The sequence below is a fragment of the Microbulbifer hainanensis genome, from assembly GCF_014904735.1.
In the GTDB taxonomy this organism is placed as follows: domain Bacteria; phylum Pseudomonadota; class Gammaproteobacteria; order Pseudomonadales; family Cellvibrionaceae; genus Microbulbifer; species Microbulbifer hainanensis.
In genome coordinates this window covers 105,619-126,253 of record NZ_JACZCR010000033.1, presented here as the reverse complement: position 1 = coordinate 126,253, position 20,635 = coordinate 105,619, and the positions used below count along the sequence as shown (strand labels likewise).

The following is a 20,635-nucleotide window of genomic DNA, read 5'->3' as shown; positions in this document are numbered from 1 at the left end:
CGCCCGCGCAAAACAACGCTTTATTTCAGCGCCGCATAAACCTCGATCGCGTGCTTGCGGCTCTGCGCCACGTCGCAGATCGGCGCCGGATAATCCGCCGCTGAGTCGGGGCAGTGAATTTCCTTATCATTCAGTTCGTGTAATTCCGGTACAAACCGGCGGATAAACTCCCCGCGCGGATCGAATTTTTTCGACTGGCTGTAGGGATTGAAAACGCGGAAATAAGGCACTGCGTCAGTACCGGTGGACGCCGCCCACTGCCAGCCGCCGTTGTTGGCCGCAAAGTCAGCGTCGATCAGGTGGTTCATGAAATGGCGCTCGCCCCAGCGCCAGTCGATCAACAGGTTCTTGCTGAGAAACGACGCCACCACCATGCGCAGGCGGTTGTGCATCCAGCCGGTTTCCAGCAATTGGCGCATTGCCGCGTCGACGATCGGCACACCGGTTTTGCCCTGGCACCAGCGGCGGAAGGCCAGTTCATCCCCGGACCAGGGCACCCGGTCGGTTTCCGGCTTGAATGGCTGGTGTTTACACAGGCGGGGAAACGCCACCAGCAGGTGCGTGTAAAATTCGCGCCATATCAATTCCCCCAGCCAGCAACTGATACCCTCGCTGCCGCCGACCCAGCGCCCCTCATTCAACCCGAGCGCCAGCTGCGCGCACTGGCGAATCGAAACCGCGCCGCAGTTCAAATAGGGGGACAGCCTGGACGTGGCATCGATCGCGGGAAAATCGCGTTCGTCTTCATAGCCATCGATGATTTCACCGAATTCGCGCAGGCGGCGTGCCCCCGCTTTTTCTCCCGGCATCCAACCGAATATCTTGCCGTCTTTCTGGGGCAGCGCCCGATAGCCGCGCACCGTATCGGGAATCGTCTGCACCAGGTTGTGCGCGCCCGCGATCTGCAGCCATTGCGGCCAGCCTTTGTCACCGTCGAACTGCCGCGGCGGCGGCAGCGGGGAGAAATCCGTGGCGCCGCACTGGGAGACGAAAGCGCGCTTGAACGGTGTGAACACTTTGTAGGCGTCGCCGCTGCCGGTCCTGACTGCGCCCGGCGGCACCAGGGTCCGGTCGGTGCTGTACTCGATCGGCACCCCGGCCTCTTGGAGTGCGGCCCGCGCCGCGCTGTCGCGGCGCTGCTCGTTAAATGGATATTCCGCGTTGGCGAATACCGCGTCGATTTGCAGCTTGCGGACAATCTGCTGCAGTGCCGACGGCACTTCGTCAAACGATGCAACCTCGAGGAAATACAGGGGAATACGCCTGCCCGCCAGGCTCTCCTGCAGCTCGCGCAGGCAGGCGAGGCGAAAGTTCACTACCGGGTCGCCGTCGTCATGGCTCTTCCAGGTTTTCGGGCAGGCAATGAAAACTGCCGCGACGGCGCCGCAGCTGACCGCAGCGCGGTACAGGGCCGTATTGTCGCGCAGGCGCAGGTCGTTGCGCAGCCAAACCAGGCCGCGCCCGTATTGCAGGTTGCGGGTCATGGGAGCTGCTCCCGCAATGCGCGGATTGCCGGGTCGCACTCCGCCGGTAACACACGGCAACCTTTGTGCCGGGCGAGTCTCTGCACATCGCCGCGCTGCAGCTCGACGATACCGCCGGCCAGCCACAGCGGTTTATTGAGGCTGCGCAGCGCGCGCTCCAGGCCGCTGCCCAGGACCGCCATGGGTAGCGCGTTATGGCTGTAGCAGATGACACCGTCGGCACCGAGTTTTTCCGCGGCAAATGCCAGCTCCCCCAGTTCCACATCCGGACCCAGGTGCACCGCGTCCCAGCCGGCGGCAATCAGCGCGGCGCAGAACAGCCGGGCAAATACCTGCTGCTCGCCGCCGCTAAAACTCACCAGCAGTAGTTTGCCGCGACTGTTGCGACCGGACTGGCGGATATTCTTGCGCCCGGCGCGCAGTACGATCGCGAGTTCCTCTGTCAGCAGCTGCCAGAAAAAACCCTGTGCCACACTGCTGCCGAAGCGCTCGCGGCGATGCAGCCGGCGCTGCACCGGCGTCAGCCAGCGATCGAGAATCAGCGGCAGCGGATAACTCGACAGCAACTGTTCCAGTTGCCGCTGCAGCTCTGGTGCCGCGAACTGCGACACCGCCACAGTAGTCGCTTCCACCATACCGCTCCAGCTGTCCTCCTCCACCGCCGCGGGCGCGCCCTCGTCCAGCAGTGGGCGCACCTTGCCGATGGCGACGCCGCGCGCCAGCCACGCGAGTATCTCCTCGACACGGCGGACATCGTCCTCACTGTACAAACGGTGCCCCTTGCCGGTGCGCGCCGGTTTCAGCAGCCCGTAGCGGCGCTCCCAGGCGCGCAGGGTGACGGGATTAACGCCGGTGCGCTGGGCCACCTCGCGAATGGGCACGGCAGCGTCTCCCGCGGGCAATTCGCTGCCCATCCCGGCAGTTTCTGCGGCAATCATTTCAGCGTCGGTTTCGGACATCGGTAACAGACCTCGCGGCAAAGCGAATCAATGGAAATCACAGAAACCCATTTCTGCGGGCTCCGCCGCCAGCAGCAACTGGCTGTGAATAAACTGGTGGGGGCTGCGCGGCAGGTAGTGGCGCAACAGGGTCAACACCGCGGACACCGGCTTCAGGCCCAGCCGGTACTCCTCGATCAGCCGGGTCAACTCGGCAGTTTCCTCTTTATCCAGGTAATCCTTGAGGTGCCCCTGCACATGCATCAGCGCATTGGTGCGGTCCTTGCGGCTGGCCGGGTGCGCCAGTATTTCCATGATGCCGCCGCGAACCTGGTGGGCGAATTCCCGCGGCTCCAGGGCGCGGGCATTGCTGACTAGCTGCCCCAGTTCACGGGTTTTCTGCTGGTGGTGGGCCAGCAGCAGGTATTTGTAGGCGCTGTAAAACTCGATTACCCGCCCCGCACGCGGCGCGTCCTGGCCGTCTTCGACATAGCGGAACCAGGCATCGTAGGCGAACACGCGGGTGAGGAAATTTTCGCGAATCTCGCTGTTGTTGAGCCTCCCCACCTCCTCCATCGGCAGGTGCGGGAAATGCTCGCGCAGGCGCTGGGCAAAGATACCCACCCCCTCGCTGTCGATACCGTGGTCATTGGGCAGGTAGCGGCGCACGCCGCGCAGACCGCAGCTGGGGGAGTTCTGCATAAAGATGTAGCCGCGCACCTGTTCCAGCGCCGGCACAACGCTGTCGGCGTATTCCATCAGCGGCTCGGTGACATCGAGGTTCTTGTCCTCGACGCCGATAACGCGCACTTCGGCGTCGGCGGCGGGACTGCTCTTCACCAGCCGGATCGGCTGGCGCGGCACACCCAGGCCGATGGCCACTTCCGGGCACAGGGGCACATAGTCGAAACAGCGCCCCAGCAGCTGGGTGCAGACCTTGCTGTGCTTGTGTCCACCGTTGTAGCGCACCGGCTCGCCGAGGGCGCACTGGCTGATCCCGATGGGAATCTTGCGGGTCAACAGCTGGATATCCATAAGACTTATACACGCCTTTAATTTTGTACAACTTTTATAGCGTGATGGACAAAGTTGTACAAGAATTAATTTTGTGTAGCCCGTGGCGGCAGTGCAGCCCTGGCAACTGGATCCTGGCAAGTGGAATGGGAGGTGGATTGGAACGACCCGAGCCCGCGCTGCACCTTGCGCAAACAAGCGCCACCGCTACAATGCCAGACCCCCTGAGAGCTACGGTTTTGGCCCCATGATTCCAGCACTGCGCGAAGTCGACGAGGTACAGGCGCTCTACCTGCAGTTCCTGCAGGCATTAAAGGACACCGGTTTCCGCGGCGATACCAGCCCCAGTTATGCCAGTCGCACCGTACTGGCCACTGATAACTCCATTTACCAGGTATTGCCACAGGCGGTGGTCTATCCCCGCGATGTGCGCGACTTACAGCTGCTGGCGGAACTGGCCGAGCGCGAGAATTTCCAGCAGGTGGTGCTGTCGCCCCGCGGCGGCGGCACTGGCACCAACGGCCAGTCGCTGACTGACGGTCTGGTGGTGGACATCTCCCGCCATATGAATCGCATCCTGGAAATCAACGCCGAAGAGCGCTGGGTGCGCGTGCAGGCCGGCGTGGTCAAGGACCAGCTCAACGCGGCGCTGAAACCCCACGGCCTCTTTTTTGCGCCGGAGCTCTCTACCAGTAACCGCGCCACCATCGGCGGCATGATCAATACCGACGCCTCCGGCCAGGGCTCCTGCGTCTACGGCAAGACCCGCGACCACGTGCTGGAACTGTCCACCGTACTGCTCGGCGGCGAACTGTGGACCTCGGCTCCGCTCGGCGACGGTGAACTGGACGAGATCAGCGCGCGCGAAGACCGCGCCGGCAGGGTGCACCGGATCTGCGACGAGATCGCCCGGGACAAGGCCGCGCTGATCGAGCAGAAATTCCCCAAACTGAACCGCTGCCTGACCGGCTACGACCTGGCCCACCTTCGCCAGGAACAAGATGAAAACGACGGCAGCACCTTCAATCTGAACAGCGTGCTGTGCGGCTCCGAGGGCACCCTCGGCTTTATCGCCGAGGCCAAGCTGAATGTATTGCCGATTCCCAAGTGCGTGGCGCTGATCAACCTGAAGTACGATCACTTCCAGGACGCCCTGCGCGACGCCAAGGACCTGATGGGCGCCGGACCGACTTCTATCGAGACCGTGGACAGCCGGGTGCTGCAGCTGGCGATGGAAGACATCGTCTGGCACAGCGTCAGCGAGTTTTTCCCCACCGACGAGCGCCCGGTGCAGGGCATCAACCTGGTGGAATACACCGCCGATTCCGCAGAGGAACTGGATGCCGCACTGGAAAAATTCACCGCCCGCATCGACGCGGTAATCGGCCAGTCCGGCAAGAGTTTCGGCTACACCATCGCCCGCGGCCACAGTGAGGTAAACCGCATCTGGGGCATGCGCAAGCGCGCGGTGGGGCTGCTCGGCAATGTGCAGGGCGAGAAGCGCCCGATCCCCTTTGTCGAGGACACCGCCGTACCCCCGGAAAACCTGGCCGACTATATCGCCGAGTTCCGCGCGGTACTGGATGAAGCCGGCCTCAGCTACGGCATGTTCGGCCACGTGGACGCGGGCGTGCTGCATGTGCGCCCCGCCATTGACATGAAAGATCCGGAGCAGGCGGCGCAGATCCGCCCGATCACCGACAAGGTGGTCGCCCTGACCCGCAAATACAACGGCCTGCTGTGGGGTGAGCACGGCAAGGGCGTGCGCTCCGAGTACGCACCGGAATTTTTTGGTGAACTCTACCCGGAACTGCAGAAAATCAAGGCCGCCTTCGACCCGCGCAACCAGCTGAACCCGGGCAAGATCGCCACCCCCAGTCGCATCTCCGGACTGCTCAAGATCGACGGCGTCCCCACCCGCGGCGAGCGCGACGCGCAGATTCCAGTCCAGGTCTGGGATGGCTACAGCGAGGGGGTCCACTGCAACGGCAACGGCGCCTGCTTCAACTGGAATCCGGACGATGCCATGTGCCCGTCCTACAAGGCCACCCGCGAGCGCATCCACTCGCCCAAGGGCCGCGCAATGCTGATGAAAGAGTGGCTGCGCCTGCTTGCCGCCCGCAATGTGGATGCAGTGGACAGCGCGCGCAAATTCCGCGAACAGTCGTTTTTTGTCGGCCTGCCCGGGCGCATCAAGAATTCGCTGGCGAAGATCCGCGGTGAATACGACTTCAACCACGAAGTGAACGACGCCATGCAGGGATGTCTCGGCTGCAAGTCCTGCGTCGGCCAGTGCCCGGTCAAGGTGGACGTGCCCGAGTTCCGCGCCAAGTTCCTCGAACTCTACTACAGCCGCTACCTGCGCCCGCTGAAGGACTATTTTGTCGGCAGCCTGGAATTCGTCATGCCGTACCTGTCGCGCTTTCCGCAGCTGTACAACTGGCCACTGCGCCTCGCGCCGGTGCGCTGGCTAATGGAGCGCGGCCTCGGGCTGGCCGACAGTCCGCAGTTGGCGCAACAGACACTGATCGAACGCATGCGCGAAATGGGCGTGCCCTTTGCCAGTCCGGGCTGTCTGAAGGCGCTGGGGCCGGAGCAGCGCAAGCGCTCGGTCATCCTCGTCCAGGACGCGTTTACCAGCTATTTCGACGCCGACGTGGTCGCGGACGTGCTGCACCTGCTCCGGCAGCTGGATTTTTACCCGCTGGTGGCGCCCTTCCGCGCCAACGGCAAACCGCTGCACGTGCACGGTTTCCTGCGCCAGTTCCAGCGCGTCGCGCTGAGCAACAGCGACATGCTCAATGAACTCGCCGCCAGCGGTGTGCCACTGGTGGGCGTGGATCCGTCCATGACGCTGACCTACCGCGCCGAATACCGCAAACTGCTCGGCAATCGGGCCCCCCAGGTACAACTGCTACAGGAATGGCTGGCAGGCCATGCCGATCACCTGGAGCGCCAGCGCGACCGCCTGGAGCCCGCCAGCTTCCGCCTGCTGCCCCACTGTAGCGAGCAGACCAACGCCACCGCCTCCCTGCGCGACTGGCAGACGGTCTGCACCGCACTGGGCATGACACTGCACACCGAAAACCTCGGCTGCTGCGGCATGGCCGGTACCTACGGGCACGAGACAGCACATAAAGAGACATCGCGGGTGATTTTCCAGCAGTCCTGGGCGAATCGGCTGTCCGGCGACACTGACGACCTGCTCGCCAGTGGCTATTCCTGCCGGTGCCAGTCAGCGCGCTTCGCGGGTGTAGACCTGCGCCACCCGCTGCAAGGAATGCTGGCGCAACTGCGCAAATAAAGGTTTACTGATGGAAGAGCGGCCGCGCGCAGCGCGGCCCGTCGAATATCAGGCCAGCCAAACCGCGGTAATCGAAGATGTACAAAGCTCTCGCCCAACTGACACTCTGCGCGGCCCTGATCGCGCCGGGAGCGGCCGTGGCCGTGTCGGCCCCCGCATCCGCGCAGGATCTGGTGGCCGATGCCGAGACCCTCGCCCTCGGCGGAGACTTCGACGCCGCACTGCCGCTGTATGAAAAGGCCATTGCCACCCTGGCGGACCGTCCGCAGCAGCAACAGGCCCTGCGCTACCGCTACGGCATCGTGCTGAACGCGCTCGGTGGACAGCAGCGCCCGGAGCTCTATCCCCTCGCCCGCGCCCAGTTCGAGGCCGTGCTGACCTACCTGGAAACCGGCGCCCCCCTAGAGCAGTCGGCCGCGCGAGTGCGTTCGGCGCTGGCGCACACCTACCACCAGCAGTCCGCCAGCGAAACCGACGCCTCTCGACGTTCGAACTTGCTCCGCAACGCCTATCGCCTATACAACGGTGCTGCCCGCGGCCTCGCCCGCGACGGCGAGTGGCACAACCTGGCCATCACCTACTTCAACCTCGGCCAGGTCTGTGAGTGGCAGGGCAACCTCGAGGAAGCGATCGAATGGGTGGAAAAGGCGGTAGAGCTGGATACACGCCACGATTTCGCCGATCTCCAGGAAGACCGCGACTACCTGCTGGGCCTGCGCCAGCAAGTGAATCCCCCGGTCCGCGCCACCACCACAGCTCTCTGACGGCCCGATGACCGGCCATTCGGCCGACACAAGTCCCCTCAAAACCCAGGGTTTTCGCCCGTTTAGCCCTGTATTTCTGCCGGAACCGCCAGTTTTGGCCCGGCGGTCATAAATATCGCAAAAAAAATATTTTCTTAATAAACCAAAATTAGGAGACGCATCCTGCATACAAAACAAACAGCCATTAGGATGACATCGCTGTCACCGAATGGCCGGACTCGGCAATCAATTACTACGACTCCGGCGGATTTCCAGTCATAGATTCACCGCCATTCCATTTGAAAGAATCACATTCCGCAATTTACACAAATTTCAGACTTTTTATTCCAATCTGTCGCAACAACCCGCACATACTGTGTGGCCTTTTGTGAGCCACGCAGAAAAATTTGATAAGCCGCCAGCTGCCTGTAATATAGCCACCACTGATTAAATATTGATCAGTTATTTCCAAAGACACTTGGAACTTTCACAAGCAACTCTTGGCTTGTGACCGCTTGAATCCTGGAGGTATCGGGACGTTATGAAACAGACTCTGCGAAATAAAGTATTTTTTGGGACCGCGATCCTTGCGGCTGCTTTCAGCTTTAATGCTTCTGCCGCGAGCCAAAAGTCCATGACCGTTGACGCCACTGCCTATAACTCAGTGCCCGGTCAGACTGATGACGATCCCTGGGTAGCTGCCTGGAACAACCGTCTGCGTCCCGGTGACAAAGTGATCGCGGTTTCCCGCGACCTGGAAAAACACGGCCTGACCAACGGCGCCAAAGTGAAAATTGAAGGTCTGCCCGGCACCTACACCGTGCGCGACCGCATGAACAAGCGCTTCAAAAACCGCATTGATGTGTGGATGGAGAAGGACGTCAAGAAAGCCCGCAGCTGGGGCAAGAAGAAGCTCAAGATTGTCTGGAGCCACAAGAAGTAACAGCAGCCAGCAAACGCTAAGACATTATTATGATAACCGCGGTCTCACCGCGGCTTGAATGCCCCGCCCCTCCGCGGGGCTTTTTTATTTCCGCGGTTCAAGACACCCTCTTCAGGGTTCCGTTTCTGCGGTAATCCCCGGCAATTCCACGCAACGGCTGTTTTCAATATAGAAAATGCTCGGCTGGCGATCCTCGTTATAGCGGTATTCCGGTCCGCGCTCACCGAACACGATCAGGTACTCGGTTTTCACCCACTTTTCCGCCTCGCGGTACTCACTGAGCCACAGCAGGGCGGGCTGGTTTTCGTAACAGCGGCCGTAGAACATCCGCGTCTTTTCCACGATCTCCTTGCTCATGTAGTCGCGATACTGACCGGGATAGGTGTAGCGGTCGGATTCATGCCCATTTGCATTGACGTCCGGCGCACGCGTATCGGGAGTGATCTTCTTGATGTAGATAGAGGGGTTTTCGTCGCAGTCGATACAACTGCGCCCGGCGATGATTGCATAGCCACTGAGTTCGGAAATAAGCCGCGCTTCAACCAGGTCGGTTTTCAGTACCCGCTGGTTGGACAGCTGAATGTCTTCTCCCAGCACCGGCAGCGCCAGCGACAACAGGAGAAGGGGGAGTACCACTTTCATGGAGAAGAGAACCGCCCGCGAACACCAGGTGACACGCCGGAAGCAGTAATCCGTACTGCCTCCGGGCAGTGTCGTGATTGGGGAGTGTGCTGTCACACTGTCGCGATTCCCTTCTATGTTTAACCATAGCAGGGATTCCGCGGGGTGCAGGATTACCCATCACTGCGTACACCATCGCACAGACCCGGGCACGGTGGCGGATGCACAACAAAAGGGAAAGTATTGGAGCAATGCTCCCGGAGAGGGTTTACCAGCTCTCGCCGGTTTCCTGTACCGGTCCGACAAAAGTTTCGATTCCCTCTTCACGCAGGGCCTCGAGTGCTTCCTCGAGAGCCTCCTGTTCGGTATCGAAGGAATCCTCCCAGACCGTGGAATTGCTGTTCTCGTCGACGATTTCCAGCAGCCAGCCGCCCTCGCCATCCTCATAGATATCGATCTGAACAGTCAGGTCACCCTCGCGGTAATCCTGGCTGAGTTCCGACTCTTTGGGTTCAATTGCATCGTCCATGGGGGAAAGCCTCGCTGCGGCCGTAATAATTTGGCCAAACTGTGACAACTTGTTGCCTGCCGGTCAATTCATTTGTTCCGGCAATTCGCGCTGCCTGATAAATGTACGACAAACGGCTCTCGCTGCGATAAAATGCGCGGCGATTTTTACTGCCCCGGATTTACGCTCCGGCATGCAAGAGGAAGCACCTATGCACCAGACCGTCGTCTGCGCGCTCTACAAGTTCGTCACTCTCGACGACTTCGAGTCCCTGCGCGAACCCCTGCTCAACACCATGCTCGAAAACCGCGTGCGCGGCACACTACTGCTCGCCCGCGAGGGCATCAACGGCACTGTGGCCGGCTCGCGGGAGGGAATAGATTCCCTTCTCAAGTGGCTCAAAAGTGACCCACGCCTCGCCGAGCTCGATTACAAGGAATCCTTTACCGATGAGATGCCTTTCCTCCGCAGCAAAGTGAAGCTGAAGCGGGAAATCGTCACCATGGGCGTGGAGGATATAGACCCGCGTCGCACCGTCGGTACCTATGTCAAACCTGCGGAATGGAACCAGCTGATCAGCGACCCGGAAGTACTGCTGATCGACACCCGCAATGACTACGAATTCCAGGTCGGAACCTTCCGCAATGCGGTCAACCCCAACACCGAGAGCTTCCGCGAGTTTCCGCAGTATGTGCGCGACAACCTGGATCCGGCCAAGCACAAGAAAGTGGCGATGTTCTGCACCGGCGGCATCCGCTGTGAGAAGTCCACTGCCTATCTTAAGGAGCAGGGTTTCGACGAGGTTTACCACCTGCAGGGCGGCATTCTCAAATACCTGGAAGAAGTGCCGAAGGAACAGACCCTTTGGGACGGCGAGTGTTTTGTCTTCGACGACCGGGTGACCGTCAACCACGACCTCGAGCGCGGCAACTACGAGCAGTGCAACGCCTGCCGCATGCCGATCACCGCTGAGGAAAAGCAGTCTCCCCAGTACGAGCAGGGAGTCAGTTGCCCACACTGTTTCGACAAGGTGGCTGAAGAGGACCGCGCGCGCTTCCGCGAGCGGGAAAAGCAGATCCAACTGGCCAAGGCCCGCGGTGAGGAACATATCGGCCAGGACGCCCGGGACGTGACTGCCGCACGTCGCCGCGCCAAGCAGGAGGAGCGCCGCCGCCAGGCGGAGGCCCAGAAAGCCTGAGCCAGGGCGATTGACCGGGAGTGGCTGCGGACTAGCCCTTCAGCCACGCCTTGGCTTCCGCCTCGATAAAGAACGGCCGCAAATCGTGGCCCAGCGCCCGCGCCTCGCTGATGACAATCGGCGAGGCGCAGTTATTGAACGAGTGCAGTACCGCCAGGCGCGCCCTGCCCAGGATCGGATGCTCCGCCAGGAAGCGACCAAATTCGCGCTGCTCCGCTGGTGGCAAGTCAGAGCGGGAAAAGCGCAGGTCGACCAGAACCCTCAGTGGTGCGCGGTGGCCAAACTTGGCCACCAGCTTGGCCGCTGCCTCCAGCCTCTCCGCCAGCCCCACTACACCGTAAAACAGGACATGGACGATACGGTCTGCCGGATTTTGGGAAATATGGAAATTGGAAGCTCTATGGATCATCGCCGTTTCTAATTATTATTTGAGGAAAACGTCGGTTTCGAATCAGTATAAAATGGTCGCATCGCTGAAAAAATCACCCTAGCTAAATATATTTGAGCAAAGAGCGCAGAGAGCGCGCAGTTGTCACCGAAAGCCTATCGATTGAGCCATTCCAGCGCTTCACCCTCCACCAGAAAGCCCCGCGCGTCCTGTCCACGCTGCACCATATTCTGCAGCGCTCCCAGGGAAGGGCTGAAACGTGAAGAAAACAGTACAGCGATACGCGCCCGGCACAGCACCGGGTGAGCGCACACGAAATCTGCCAACCGCTCCTGCTCCTCGGTCGTCATCATCGAATGCGCGTAGCGCGCGTCCACCAGTAAGCGCAAGTGCGCCAGGTGACGGAAGCGTACAACGAGCTGGCGGGCGGCCAATAAACGCTCGTCCAGCCCAATTCGCCCCATCAGGTGGATTCTGACAATACGGCTCGAGCGGGAGTAGCGTATCTTGAAATTCGGAGACATTCGGCTCTTTGCATGCAAAGTGGCGCAGCGCCGAACTCCCCTGCAGGAATTCCTATGGCACCCTATTCATTAGTCCGAATATATTGGGAATATAAATCTCGTAAAATGAATATAAATAGAAAATTATTTCAATGCGGAATGCTAGGCATTTTGAGGGAGGAGAGGTTCGCGAATTGAGTGTCGACGGCATACGGGAGGACTAATTGCCGCAGGCGTGAGAAGTATCCGACAGCGCCGACGCGGATCCGCCGTACAACCACAGCAGCAGTGCCCCTTCGGAAATGAACTCGGCCACATCCATCCCCTCGGCGCGGGCGACGCTGTTGATTACCACATTGGCGTTGTAATCCGGTGCGTGCAGCACGCCGACGCGGGCGTGGTTAAGGCCTTTCAGCGCCGCCGCGTAGCTGCCGAACTGCTGGCGCTCCGCGACGCTGAGCAAGATATCGGCCTCGCGCACATCCACGATAATCCGCAGCGACTGCATATGGCCGTACCTTTCCGCCACCTGCCGCGCTGCGGCCATCTTGTCGACGAGGAACACCGAGCCGAAGAAAACTGTGCGTACGACTCGCTGGCGCGCGTCGTAGCGAATCTGGAAGCCCATGGATCAATTATTCGTCCGCGAATTTCCAGCAGTAACTCACGGCGCCGATCCACCGTCAACAGGGGCCGGCGCACTCAGCCGGACACGGGGTGAAAAACAGCGCCAGCGGTACCGCCCGGGAATGTCAGGCGATGTCGATTTCCACCGGCTGGTCCCCTTCCGCCGCCAGCCAGATCTGCGCCGCCGCCGCGCGGGCAATCGCCACATAGAGGGCTGCAATCTCACCGTCGGGGGCCGCCGCGACCGTAGGCCGCCCGCCGTCCGCATCCTCGCGAATTGCCAGCGCCAGGGGCAGCTGGCCCAACAGGCGGGTTTCATAGTCGGCTGCGATCCGCTCGCCGCCACCACTGCCGAAAATCGGCTCGCTGTGACCACAGTTGGAACAGGTGTGCAGGGCCATGTTCTCGACGATACCCAGCACCGGCACCGAAACCTTGCGGAACATCTCCACCCCCTTGACCGCGTCCTTCAACGCCAGGTCCTGGGGCGTGGTCACAATGACCGCACCGGCCAGCGTCACCTTCTGGGCGAGGGTCAGCTGGATATCTCCGGTACCCGGGGGCATATCGACGATCAGGTAATCCAGTTCGCCCCCCTCTTCGCACCAGAGCGTCTGGGTAAGGATCTGATTCAGGGCGCCGCTCGCCATGGGGCCGCGCCATACCGCCGGCGTGTCCTCGGTCATCAGGTAGCCCAGCGACATGGTCGCCAGCCCCTGCGCCGGCACCGGCACGAAGAACTTCTGCTCCCTGATTTCCGGTCGCGCGCCCTCGGTACCCAGCATTGTCGGCAGGCTGGGCCCGTAGATATCGGCATCCAGCAGACCGACGCTGGCGCCCTCGGCCGCCAGAGCCAGTGCCAGGTTCACCGCGGTGGTGGACTTGCCCACGCCGCCCTTGCCCGACGCCACGGCCACTATGTTTTTGACCCCGCGCAACGGTTCCGGCACATCCTGGGCCGGTGTCGCCGGGATTTCACTGAACAGTTCGAAGTGCAGCTCGGCAGCGCCCAGCGGACCGCCCTTCAGTGTCGGCAGACAGGCCTCGCGCACCCGCGCGGCCCAGTCGGACTCCTGGCTGGCACAGGGATAGCCCAGCGTCACCCCGACGAAGACGGTGTTGTCGTCGAAACCGACTTCGATCTCCGCATCCAGCTCGTCCAGCGGCAGGCCGGTGGCCGGGTCGTGCAACTGGCCCAGGCAGGCTGCCAGCCGCTCCAGCTCGGCCTGTACGTCTTCCGGCAGGTCCTGATGATCGTGATCGTGGTGGTGGTCGCTCACGGTGTCTCCCTCTACGTGAATACTCGATGGGCGGCATTGTGGGGGATGAACCTGTGCAGCGCCAGCCGGACAGCGCAAACTCCCAGCCACAGCGCAAATCTGCTATATTCCGCGGTCTTTTGACGACGCCCGATCCCGATCCGAAAACCGGGCCACACCCCTCAGCCGATGGAAGAACCGATGTCAGAATCGCGCAACATTCTAGTCACCAGCGCACTCCCCTATGCCAATGGCTCACTGCACCTGGGCCATATCCTGGAATATATCCAGACCGACATCTGGGCGCGTTTCCAGCGCGCCCGCGGCCACCAGTGCCTGTACATGTGCGCCGACGACGCCCACGGCACCGCCATCATGCTGAAGGCCGAGCAGCTGGGCCTGACCCCCGAGCAGCACATCGCCAACATGCAGGCGGAACACCAGCGCGATTTCGCCGACTTCCTGATCGGTGTGGATAACTATCATTCGACGCACTCGGAGGAGAACCGCGAGCTGTCGGCGATGATCTACAAGCGCCTGCGCGAGAACGGCCATATCGCCTCGCGCACCATCACCCAGGCGTTCGATCCGGAAAAGGAACTGTTCCTCGCCGACCGCTATATCAAAGGCACCTGCCCGAAGTGCAAGACCCCGGACCAGTACGGTGACAACTGTGAGGCCTGCGGCGCTACCTACAGCCCCACGGAACTGATCGACCCGGTCTCGGCCATTTCCGGCGCCACACCGATCGAGAAAGAGTCCGAACACTTCTTCTTTACGCTGCCGGAATTTACCGACTTCCTGAAGCAGTGGACCCGCTCCGGCACCCTGCAGAGTGAAGTGGCCAACAAGCTGGCGGAGTGGCTCGACGAGGGCCTGCAGGAATGGGATATCTCCCGCGACGCGCCCTACTTCGGCTTCGAAATCCCCGACGCGCCGGGCAAGTACTTCTACGTCTGGCTGGACGCGCCGATCGGCTACATGGCCAGCCTGAAAAACTACTGCGACAAAAACGACCTCGACTGGCAGGACTACTGGAAAAAAGACAGCGATGCCGAGGTGTATCACTTTATCGGCAAGGACATCGTCAACTTCCACGCCCTGTTCTGGCCGGCGATGCTGGACTCCGCCGATTTCCGCACCCCCACCAAGGTGTGCGTGCACGGCTTCCTGACCGTCAACGGCAAGAAGATGTCCAAATCCCGCGGCACCTTCATCAATGCGCGCAACTACCTCGATCACCTGGATCCGGAATACCTGCGCTACTACTTCGCGGCGAAACTGACCGGCGGTGTCGACGATCTGGACCTGAACCTGGAAGACTTTATCGCCAAGGTGAATTCCGATCTCGTGGGCAAGGTCGTCAACATCGCCTCGCGCACCGCCAAGTTTGTCAGCAAGTCCGGCGGCCAACTGGCCACCGAGCTGGCTGACGAAGCCCTGTGGAACCAATTTGTCGAAGCCGCACCGCGCATCGCCGACTTTTATGAGAGCCGCGAATACGCCCGCGCCATGCGCGACATCATGGGCCTGGCAGACGCCGCCAATGCCTGGATTGCCGACAAGGCCCCCTGGTCGCTGGCCAAGGAGGAAGGCAAGGAAGACGAAGTGCTGGCCATCTGCTCCCAGGGCGTGAACATGTTCCGCGCGCTGATCACCTGGCTGGCACCGGTGCTGCCGGAAACTGCCAAGAAGGCCGAAGCGTTCCTGGGTGCCGAGCTGGACTGGGCAAGCGCGACCACACCACTGGCCGGCCACACCATCAACAAGTTCAAACCGCTGATGCAGCGCATCGAGAAAACCCAGGTGGATGCGGTACTCGAAGCGGCCAAAGAATCCCTTGCCCAGCTGCAGGCCGAGGCCGCCGGCGAAGCCAAGACTGGCCCCCTGGCGGAAGACCCGCTCGCCGATGAAATCCAGTTCGACGACTTTGCCAAGGTCGACCTGCGCATCGCGCTGATCGCCAATGCCGAACACGTCGAAGGCGCCGGCAAGCTGCTCAAACTGACCCTGGACCTCGGCGGCGAAACCCGCCAGGTATTTGCCGGCATCAAGAGTGCGTACAACCCGGAAGACCTGATCGGCAAGCACACCGTCATGGTCGCCAACCTGGCGCCGCGCAAAATGCGCTTCGGTGTCAGCGAGGGCATGGTCCTTGCCGCCGGCCCCGGCGGCAAGGACCTGTGGATTCTCGAACCCCACGCCGGCGCCCAGCCGGGCATGCGGGTGATGTGAGCAAAGGGATCCGGACACACGTAGAAATATGAAGCGAAGGCTCCGCTGCCGGGAACCACTTGAGAAACGATTGCCGATCAGGCTGTTGAACAAGTGGTTACTGGCAGCGGAGCCGCCCGGAACTCTCTGACAGAGACCAGTACAAGGATCTCAAATGCGCGGCGTTTTTCTCGATACCCTGACCATGAAGCTGGAAGAGCTCGACGCTTCCGGCCTGGAACAGTCGCTGGATCAGTGGGACCTCTACGAAACCACCACGCCGCAACAGACCGCAGCGCGCATTGCCGACGCCGACGTGGTCATCACCAACAAGGTGGTACTCGACCGCGCACTGATCGAAAACGCCCCCAACCTGAAGCTGATCTGCGTCTGCGCCACCGGCACCAACAATATCGACCTGGACGCCGCCGCAGAAAAAAACATTCCGGTCAAAAACGTCACCGGCTATACCGGTTCTTCCCTCGCCCAGCACACCATCGCCCTGCTGCTGGCACTGGCAACCCGCTGGCACTTATACAGCGAAGATGTAAGAAAAGGGGAATGGAGCCAGTCACCGATTTTCTGCCGACTCGATCATCCGGTGATGGAACTGGCCGGTAAAAAACTCGGCATCATCGGTTACGGCGACCTGGGCCAGAAAGTCGCTGGCCTCGGCGAGGCACTGGGCATGGAGGTTTTGCTCGCCGAGTCTTTTACCGGCGAGCAAAAAGCCGGGCGCACGCCGCTGCCGCAACTGCTGGCCGAGACCGATGTCATCAGCCTGCACTGCCCGCTGACACAGGAAACCGACAAGCTGGTCGACAGCGCGTTTCTCGATGCGATGAAACCCGGCGCCTTCCTGATCAACACCGCCCGTGGCGGCCTTGTGGACGAGGCTGCACTGGCTGCCGCCCTGCGCAGTGGCCACCTGGGTGGCGCCGCACTGGATGTACTGAGTGTGGAGCCGCCACCTGCGGATCATCCACTGCTGGCCGGGGACATCCCCAACCTGATCATCACACCACACAACGCCTGGATCAGCCGCGAAAGCCGCCAGCGACTGCTGGACGGTGTGGTGGAGAATATTCGCTCCTGGGGCAAGTCCGGCTGAGCGCCCCGCAACTGACCACCAAGCCACGACGCTTCCCATTACTATCACGTCACTGAGGCGTCTAATCCGCGCAACTATTCCATCGTCAGCCACGAGCGATCAGTACTCGTAAGAAACTGGCAAAAACTGCCCTCTATTTCTCAACTCTCCCGTGGCATTCGGTCACAGCGACTCTACGATACGCATACATCGTGACCTCTGAATGAAGGAGAGTTTTATGGCAACCGCAAAGTCCCCCCATCACAATTCCGGTCGGGAAAAGTTACACCAGGCTTACAACCTGGCCGGGGAAGCCGCCTCCGACACGGCAGAGCACCTGAAGGCACGCGCGAAAACTTCTGCGGAAAACCTGAAGGAGCGTGCGAAGTCCTCCGTGGAGGCGGGTAAACAGCGCGCCACAAGTATGGAGCGAAAAGTGGAGTCCTCTATCAAGGAGCACCCGCTGATCAGCGTTGGTTGCGCCTTTGCAGTAGGTTGGGTCATTGCCAAGCTGTTGAAATAGCAGCAGCAGAGACATCTTTTTTCTGCGGAGTCTGTATTTCGATGGCAAACACTGAAAATTCCCGACCCTCCGAAGAAAATTATGATCCGGCTGCGCAGGAAGGCAGCCGGAATCATTTTTCCACGCAGACAGATGAGGCAGCGGATCTGCAAGTGACACTGGCTCGCGCCGAAGAAACCCTAGCGCTGATATCCGGCTGGCTGGTAAACCTGCAGGCTCTGGCACGACTGGAATTCAGCCGGTCCCTCGACGCCGGCAAGCGCCTGATCGCCTTGAGTATTGCACTGATCCCGCTGGTGTTGCTGTTTTATCTGAGTCTGTGTTTGGGCGTTGGGCTGGCGGGCTACTACTTTTCCCAGTCCATTTACATTGGCTTTGCCGCATTTTTGACACTGCAGGTAATAGTGATTGGCGTCATCGCCCTGTACCAGAAAAAGTTGCGTTCACTGCTCGGCTTCAGCCAGACCAGAGAACAACTCAATCAGGCTAAGGAGGCACTCAGCGATGTCTTTAAAACAACTGAATAGGGAGATTCAGCGCCGCTCTGGAGAGATGGATCGCCAATGCCGCAGCACCAGGCTGCTGCTAAACCAGCAAAAAGCCGAGCTCTTCCGACAGGCAAGCAAAATTCCACTGCCAGTCGCCATGGGAGTGGCTTTCGCCGGCGGGTTTGTCGCACAGAGATTTTTCCACACTCCCATGCCGTCCCACCTGTTGCGTCTGTTTCTCACCTGGCGGGCTTTCTGAGTCCAACGGGGATAGTTGGCACAGCATATGATGTGACCTGTGTGGCCAGCACAGGGAAACTCAGGCTTCAGCGTGTTCGGGTTGTTGTGCCGGTATTTGCTTCCGGTCTCCGATGTCAATAATTCGTACCGCGACTTCCGCCAGCCGTACGTTCATTTCCATCGCGCGCCGCTGCATTTTTTTGTAAGCCTTTTCTTCACAGAGCCCCAGATTTCGCATCAGTATACCTTTGGCCCGCTCGATCTGCTTCCGCTCAGTCAGCGCACGACGCGCGTCGTTGAGTTCGTCACTCATGCGTTTGATATGGGCCACCTGCCCGCGGATCAGGTCGTATATTGAACGCGCCAGGTTCGGCGTCAGCGACTGAGCCGGCGGCAGTCCGGCGGCGTTTCTTTGGCCAGCCCCATAGAGTCCCGGCACCTCCGGATCAAACAGCATGGTCAACGGGGAAGCCGCCGGTTCAGTGGCCGCCTTCAGCGCCTGCAGCCGGGCCCGGTGGTCTTTCAGCTCCGCTTCCGCGTCGGCGACCCGCGCACCACTGACCGCAAGGAGCCTGGTCGCCATCGAATCTTCCAAACCGTGCATGCAATCGATACGGTCGGTGGCCAGGTCATACCAGACCTCACTGAGTTCCGATGTAATCGGCTCGCCCTCCCCCAATCGCTGGATCAGTTCACGCAGCCGGTTCAGATCGCCGACCGACTGGCTGTCTTCGACGGCCTGCCAACGGCTCCGCTCATCGTCACCGGCGAACTCCAAGAATACATCCAGGTTGCAGCGCTGCCCCTCGACCAGATGACTCAGGCGCTCATTCAGCGCGGCATCGAAATGGCTCCCGGCGAACCCCATCGCCCCCCAGGCGCGCTCCTGCCCCGCATATTCCTTGGCCTGCATAAAATTGAACAGGGCCACCAGAATGCGCGTGACTGCCGGATCGTCGGCCACGTCTGCCGCTTCGAACACCACCGACAGCAGGCCGGCGATCAGGCGGCTGTAGGCGCGGGTGGATTCCAGCGGGGATATGGCCAGTCGATCGACCTGGTCACGCAGCTCCGCCAGGTTGTCCAGGCCCTGCACAGAAAAAGAGATGCAGTTGAGCAGGCGCATACCCGCACTGTGGACGGCGCCGAGATAGCGGTCGTGGAGCAGTTGCCGCAGCTGCATTTCACTGCTCTGCGCCAGACCGATCTGTTCACCACGCTGTTGGGCAAAGCGCTGGCCGTCCGACGCCAGGAATATATTGCTGATACCGCGTTCCCGCTGCAGCTGGTGAATCAGTTCACTGACCGCAGTCACCAGCTCACAGCTTGCCGCCAGCTCGCGCAGTGCGCGGATTTCCGCCCGCTTGGCGGCCAGCAGGAACTGCTCGGCATCCTGACTCTGGTGTGACATGGCAATTCGACCCGACGACTGATGGAAACAATGCATCTCTATCAATACATACAGCAATTTGCATTCCACCGTGACCGCCATAAACGCCGGATAAAGACGGTCATTGCGACAACTTGTCGCCCAAATTTAGGGCGCGCAGACGTGGTCGCACAAAAACAGGGCGAAAGCGGCAAATGACTTTCTTCGCCGCGCGGGCTTGATTAAAGTGGAAGGACAGCAGTTGTGAATCCGGCCCACTATGTCCCTGAACCACCAGGCCCCATCAAAAACCCAGCAGCCGTATCCCGATACGGCCTCCGCGCCACTGGCTGTCGATGAGGCGGCCGAGCGCCTGTCGAAATTTATCCGGTGGCACCCGCGCCTGATGATCCTGACTGGCGCCGGGGTCAGCACCGATTCCGGCATTCCGGATTACCGCGATCAGCAGGGCGCCTGGAAACGGCGGCAACCGGTGGACCACCGGGATTTCATGGGCAGCGCCAGCACCCGCCAGCGCTATTGGGGGCGCAGCCTGGTCGGCTGGCCGGTGATCAGCCGCTCGCAGCCCAATGCCGCCCACGCACACCTGGCAGAGCTGGAGCGGCGCGAGCACAGCGGCCTACTGGTGACGCAGAATGTGGACCGATTGCACCAGCGCGCCGGCAGCCAGAATGTGCTCGACCTGCACGGCCGCGCCGACGAAGTGATCTGCATGCAGTGCGGGGACCGCAGCGAGCGCCAGGCGGTACACGAGCGCTGCTACGAACTGAACCCGGCGTTTCGACAATACCGGGCGGAAACCGCACCGGATGGCGACGCCGACCTGGAAGTGGACTTCAACGCTTTCCGCATTGCCGACTGTCTGCGCTGCGGCGGTATTCTCAAGCCGGATGTGGTGTTTTTTGGCGACAACGTCCCGAAAGAGCGTGTCCAGCGGGCGGCCGATGCGCTGGAGTGCAGCGATGCACTGCTGGTGGTCGGTTCGTCACTAATGGTGTATTCCGGATTCCGCTTCTGCCGCTATGCGCACGAGTGGGGCAAGCCCATCGCGACCCTGAATCTGGGGCGGACCCGTGCCGACGAAATCACTGACCTGAAACTGCACGCCCGTATTGGCGAGACGCTGGCCGCCGTCATAGCACATCTGTAGACCCCGGATC

Annotated in this window: 19 protein-coding genes; 9 read left to right on the top strand and 10 right to left on the bottom strand. The window is 60.9% G+C overall.

Translation table 11 applies throughout. The features are described from left to right. Positions 1–20 precede the first annotated feature (20 nt). The 3 genes from IG168_RS13850 to IG168_RS13840 are packed head-to-tail and all read right to left on the bottom strand — an operon-like array spanning position 21 to position 3,457. Positions 21–1,484 (bottom strand): cryptochrome/photolyase family protein, encoded by a 1,464-nt coding sequence (locus IG168_RS13850; RefSeq protein ID WP_193165001.1) that lies wholly within the window; start codon positions 1,482–1,484, stop codon positions 21–23. After that, entirely contained in the window at positions 1,481–2,443 is a 963-nt protein-coding gene (locus tag IG168_RS13845) for a MerR family transcriptional regulator (RefSeq protein ID WP_193165000.1), read from the bottom strand. The genes IG168_RS13850 and IG168_RS13845 overlap by 4 nt, the downstream gene beginning before the upstream one ends. A 27-nt stretch (positions 2,444–2,470) precedes the next feature. Beyond that, a complete protein-coding gene (locus tag IG168_RS13840; RefSeq protein ID WP_193164999.1) occupies positions 2,471–3,457 on the bottom strand; it encodes a YbgA family protein in 987 nt (328 codons plus the stop codon). Between the two features lie 226 nt (positions 3,458–3,683). Between IG168_RS13840 and ydiJ the strand changes: the two genes are divergently transcribed. The 3 genes from ydiJ (at position 3,684) to IG168_RS13825 (ending at position 8,426) form a co-directional block, all read left to right on the top strand. After that, on the top strand, positions 3,684–6,740 hold the full coding sequence (gene ydiJ, locus IG168_RS13835; RefSeq protein WP_193164998.1) for a D-2-hydroxyglutarate dehydrogenase YdiJ: 3,057 nt from the start codon (positions 3,684–3,686) through the stop codon (positions 6,738–6,740). A 77-nt stretch (positions 6,741–6,817) separates the two neighbouring features. Next, a complete protein-coding gene (locus tag IG168_RS13830; protein ID WP_193164997.1) occupies positions 6,818–7,504 on the top strand; it encodes a tetratricopeptide repeat protein in 687 nt (228 codons plus the stop codon). A 613-nt stretch (positions 7,505–8,117) separates the two neighbouring features. After that, positions 8,118–8,426 (top strand): 3D domain-containing protein, encoded by a 309-nt coding sequence (locus IG168_RS13825; RefSeq protein ID WP_226876976.1) that lies wholly within the window; start codon positions 8,118–8,120, stop codon positions 8,424–8,426. A gap of 111 nt (positions 8,427–8,537) precedes the next feature. Here the strand turns inward: IG168_RS13825 and IG168_RS13820 are convergent, their stop codons facing one another. Both IG168_RS13820 and IG168_RS13815 read right to left on the bottom strand, forming a co-directional pair. Then, positions 8,538–9,164, bottom strand: coding sequence for a hypothetical protein (locus tag IG168_RS13820; RefSeq protein WP_193164995.1), 627 nt, complete (start codon positions 9,162–9,164; stop codon positions 8,538–8,540). A gap of 151 nt (positions 9,165–9,315) precedes the next feature. Beyond that, positions 9,316–9,624 (bottom strand): baseplate wedge protein 53, encoded by a 309-nt coding sequence (locus tag IG168_RS13815; RefSeq protein WP_226876975.1) that lies wholly within the window; start codon positions 9,622–9,624, stop codon positions 9,316–9,318. Positions 9,625–9,766: 142 nt separating this feature from the next. On the opposite strand from IG168_RS13815, the gene trhO reads away from it, so the two are divergent. Then, positions 9,767–10,753: an oxygen-dependent tRNA uridine(34) hydroxylase TrhO gene (gene trhO / locus IG168_RS13810; RefSeq protein ID WP_193164993.1), complete on the top strand. Its 987-nt coding sequence runs from the start codon at positions 9,767–9,769 to the stop codon at positions 10,751–10,753. Between the two features lie 31 nt (positions 10,754–10,784). Here the strand turns inward: trhO and IG168_RS13805 are convergent, their stop codons facing one another. From IG168_RS13805 to apbC, 4 genes are all read right to left on the bottom strand, one after another. Further along, positions 10,785–11,162 (bottom strand): hypothetical protein, encoded by a 378-nt coding sequence (locus IG168_RS13805; RefSeq protein WP_193164992.1) that lies wholly within the window; start codon positions 11,160–11,162, stop codon positions 10,785–10,787. Between the two features lie 134 nt (positions 11,163–11,296). After that, positions 11,297–11,665 carry a hypothetical protein gene (locus IG168_RS13800; RefSeq protein WP_193164991.1) on the bottom strand — a complete coding sequence of 123 codons (369 nt, stop codon included), beginning with the start codon at positions 11,663–11,665 and terminating at the stop codon, positions 11,297–11,299. A 199-nt stretch (positions 11,666–11,864) separates the two neighbouring features. Continuing rightward, the gene (locus tag IG168_RS13795) at positions 11,865–12,272 is read right to left on the bottom strand and encodes a hypothetical protein (RefSeq protein WP_193164990.1); all 408 of its coding nucleotides are present in this window, start codon (positions 12,270–12,272) and stop codon (positions 11,865–11,867) included. A gap of 124 nt (positions 12,273–12,396) precedes the next feature. After that, positions 12,397–13,551: an iron-sulfur cluster carrier protein ApbC gene (gene apbC, locus IG168_RS13790; RefSeq protein WP_193164989.1), complete on the bottom strand. Its 1,155-nt coding sequence runs from the start codon at positions 13,549–13,551 to the stop codon at positions 12,397–12,399. 180 nt (positions 13,552–13,731) lie between these two features. Between apbC and metG the strand changes: the two genes are divergently transcribed. The 4 genes from metG (at position 13,732) to IG168_RS13770 (ending at position 17,884) form a co-directional block, all read left to right on the top strand. After that, positions 13,732–15,765, top strand: a complete 2,034-nt coding sequence (gene metG, locus IG168_RS13785; protein WP_193164988.1) for a methionine--tRNA ligase — start codon at positions 13,732–13,734, stop codon at positions 15,763–15,765. A gap of 154 nt (positions 15,766–15,919) precedes the next feature. Then, positions 15,920–16,855, top strand: a complete 936-nt coding sequence (locus IG168_RS13780; RefSeq protein WP_193164987.1) for a D-2-hydroxyacid dehydrogenase — start codon at positions 15,920–15,922, stop codon at positions 16,853–16,855. Between the two features lie 217 nt (positions 16,856–17,072). Continuing rightward, on the top strand, positions 17,073–17,357 hold the full coding sequence (locus tag IG168_RS13775) for a DUF883 family protein (RefSeq protein ID WP_193164986.1): 285 nt from the start codon (positions 17,073–17,075) through the stop codon (positions 17,355–17,357). After that, positions 17,330–17,884: a hypothetical protein gene (locus IG168_RS13770; protein WP_193164985.1), complete on the top strand. Its 555-nt coding sequence runs from the start codon at positions 17,330–17,332 to the stop codon at positions 17,882–17,884. The genes IG168_RS13775 and IG168_RS13770 overlap by 28 nt, the downstream gene beginning before the upstream one ends. A gap of 280 nt (positions 17,885–18,164) precedes the next feature. Here IG168_RS13770 and IG168_RS13765 read toward each other — a convergent pair whose 3' ends face one another. Further along, positions 18,165–19,496, bottom strand: coding sequence for a nitrate regulatory protein (locus tag IG168_RS13765; RefSeq protein ID WP_193164984.1), 1,332 nt, complete (start codon positions 19,494–19,496; stop codon positions 18,165–18,167). A 238-nt stretch (positions 19,497–19,734) separates the two neighbouring features. On the opposite strand from IG168_RS13765, the gene IG168_RS13760 reads away from it, so the two are divergent. Next, positions 19,735–20,625, top strand: a complete 891-nt coding sequence (locus IG168_RS13760; RefSeq protein WP_193164983.1) for an NAD-dependent protein deacetylase — start codon at positions 19,735–19,737, stop codon at positions 20,623–20,625. Positions 20,626–20,635: the final 10 nt, after the last annotated feature.

What these genes read in the sequence shown, in the direction of transcription:
- IG168_RS13850 (WP_193165001.1), bottom strand. Translation starts at nt 1,484, where the DNA reads ATGACCCGCAACCTGCAATACGGGCGCGGCCTGGTTTGGCTGCGCAAC.
- IG168_RS13845 (WP_193165000.1), bottom strand. Translation starts at nt 2,443, where the DNA reads ATGTCCGAAACCGACGCTGAAATGATTGCCGCAGAAACTGCCGGGATG.
- IG168_RS13840 (WP_193164999.1), bottom strand. Translation starts at nt 3,457, where the DNA reads ATGGATATCCAGCTGTTGACCCGCAAGATTCCCATCGGGATCAGCCAG.
- ydiJ (WP_193164998.1), top strand. Translation starts at nt 3,684, where the DNA reads ATGATTCCAGCACTGCGCGAAGTCGACGAGGTACAGGCGCTCTACCTG.
- IG168_RS13830 (WP_193164997.1), top strand. Translation starts at nt 6,818, where the DNA reads ATGTACAAAGCTCTCGCCCAACTGACACTCTGCGCGGCCCTGATCGCG.
- IG168_RS13825 (WP_226876976.1), top strand. Translation starts at nt 8,118, where the DNA reads ATGACCGTTGACGCCACTGCCTATAACTCAGTGCCCGGTCAGACTGAT.
- trhO (WP_193164993.1), top strand. Translation starts at nt 9,767, where the DNA reads ATGCACCAGACCGTCGTCTGCGCGCTCTACAAGTTCGTCACTCTCGAC.
- IG168_RS13805 (WP_193164992.1), bottom strand. Translation starts at nt 11,162, where the DNA reads ATGATCCATAGAGCTTCCAATTTCCATATTTCCCAAAATCCGGCAGAC.
- IG168_RS13800 (WP_193164991.1), bottom strand. Translation starts at nt 11,665, where the DNA reads ATGTCTCCGAATTTCAAGATACGCTACTCCCGCTCGAGCCGTATTGTC.
- IG168_RS13795 (WP_193164990.1), bottom strand. Translation starts at nt 12,272, where the DNA reads ATGGGCTTCCAGATTCGCTACGACGCGCGCCAGCGAGTCGTACGCACA.
- metG (WP_193164988.1), top strand. Translation starts at nt 13,732, where the DNA reads ATGTCAGAATCGCGCAACATTCTAGTCACCAGCGCACTCCCCTATGCC.
- IG168_RS13780 (WP_193164987.1), top strand. Translation starts at nt 15,920, where the DNA reads ATGCGCGGCGTTTTTCTCGATACCCTGACCATGAAGCTGGAAGAGCTC.
- IG168_RS13775 (WP_193164986.1), top strand. Translation starts at nt 17,073, where the DNA reads ATGGCAACCGCAAAGTCCCCCCATCACAATTCCGGTCGGGAAAAGTTA.
- IG168_RS13765 (WP_193164984.1), bottom strand. Translation starts at nt 19,496, where the DNA reads ATGTCACACCAGAGTCAGGATGCCGAGCAGTTCCTGCTGGCCGCCAAG.
- IG168_RS13760 (WP_193164983.1), top strand. Translation starts at nt 19,735, where the DNA reads ATGTCCCTGAACCACCAGGCCCCATCAAAAACCCAGCAGCCGTATCCC.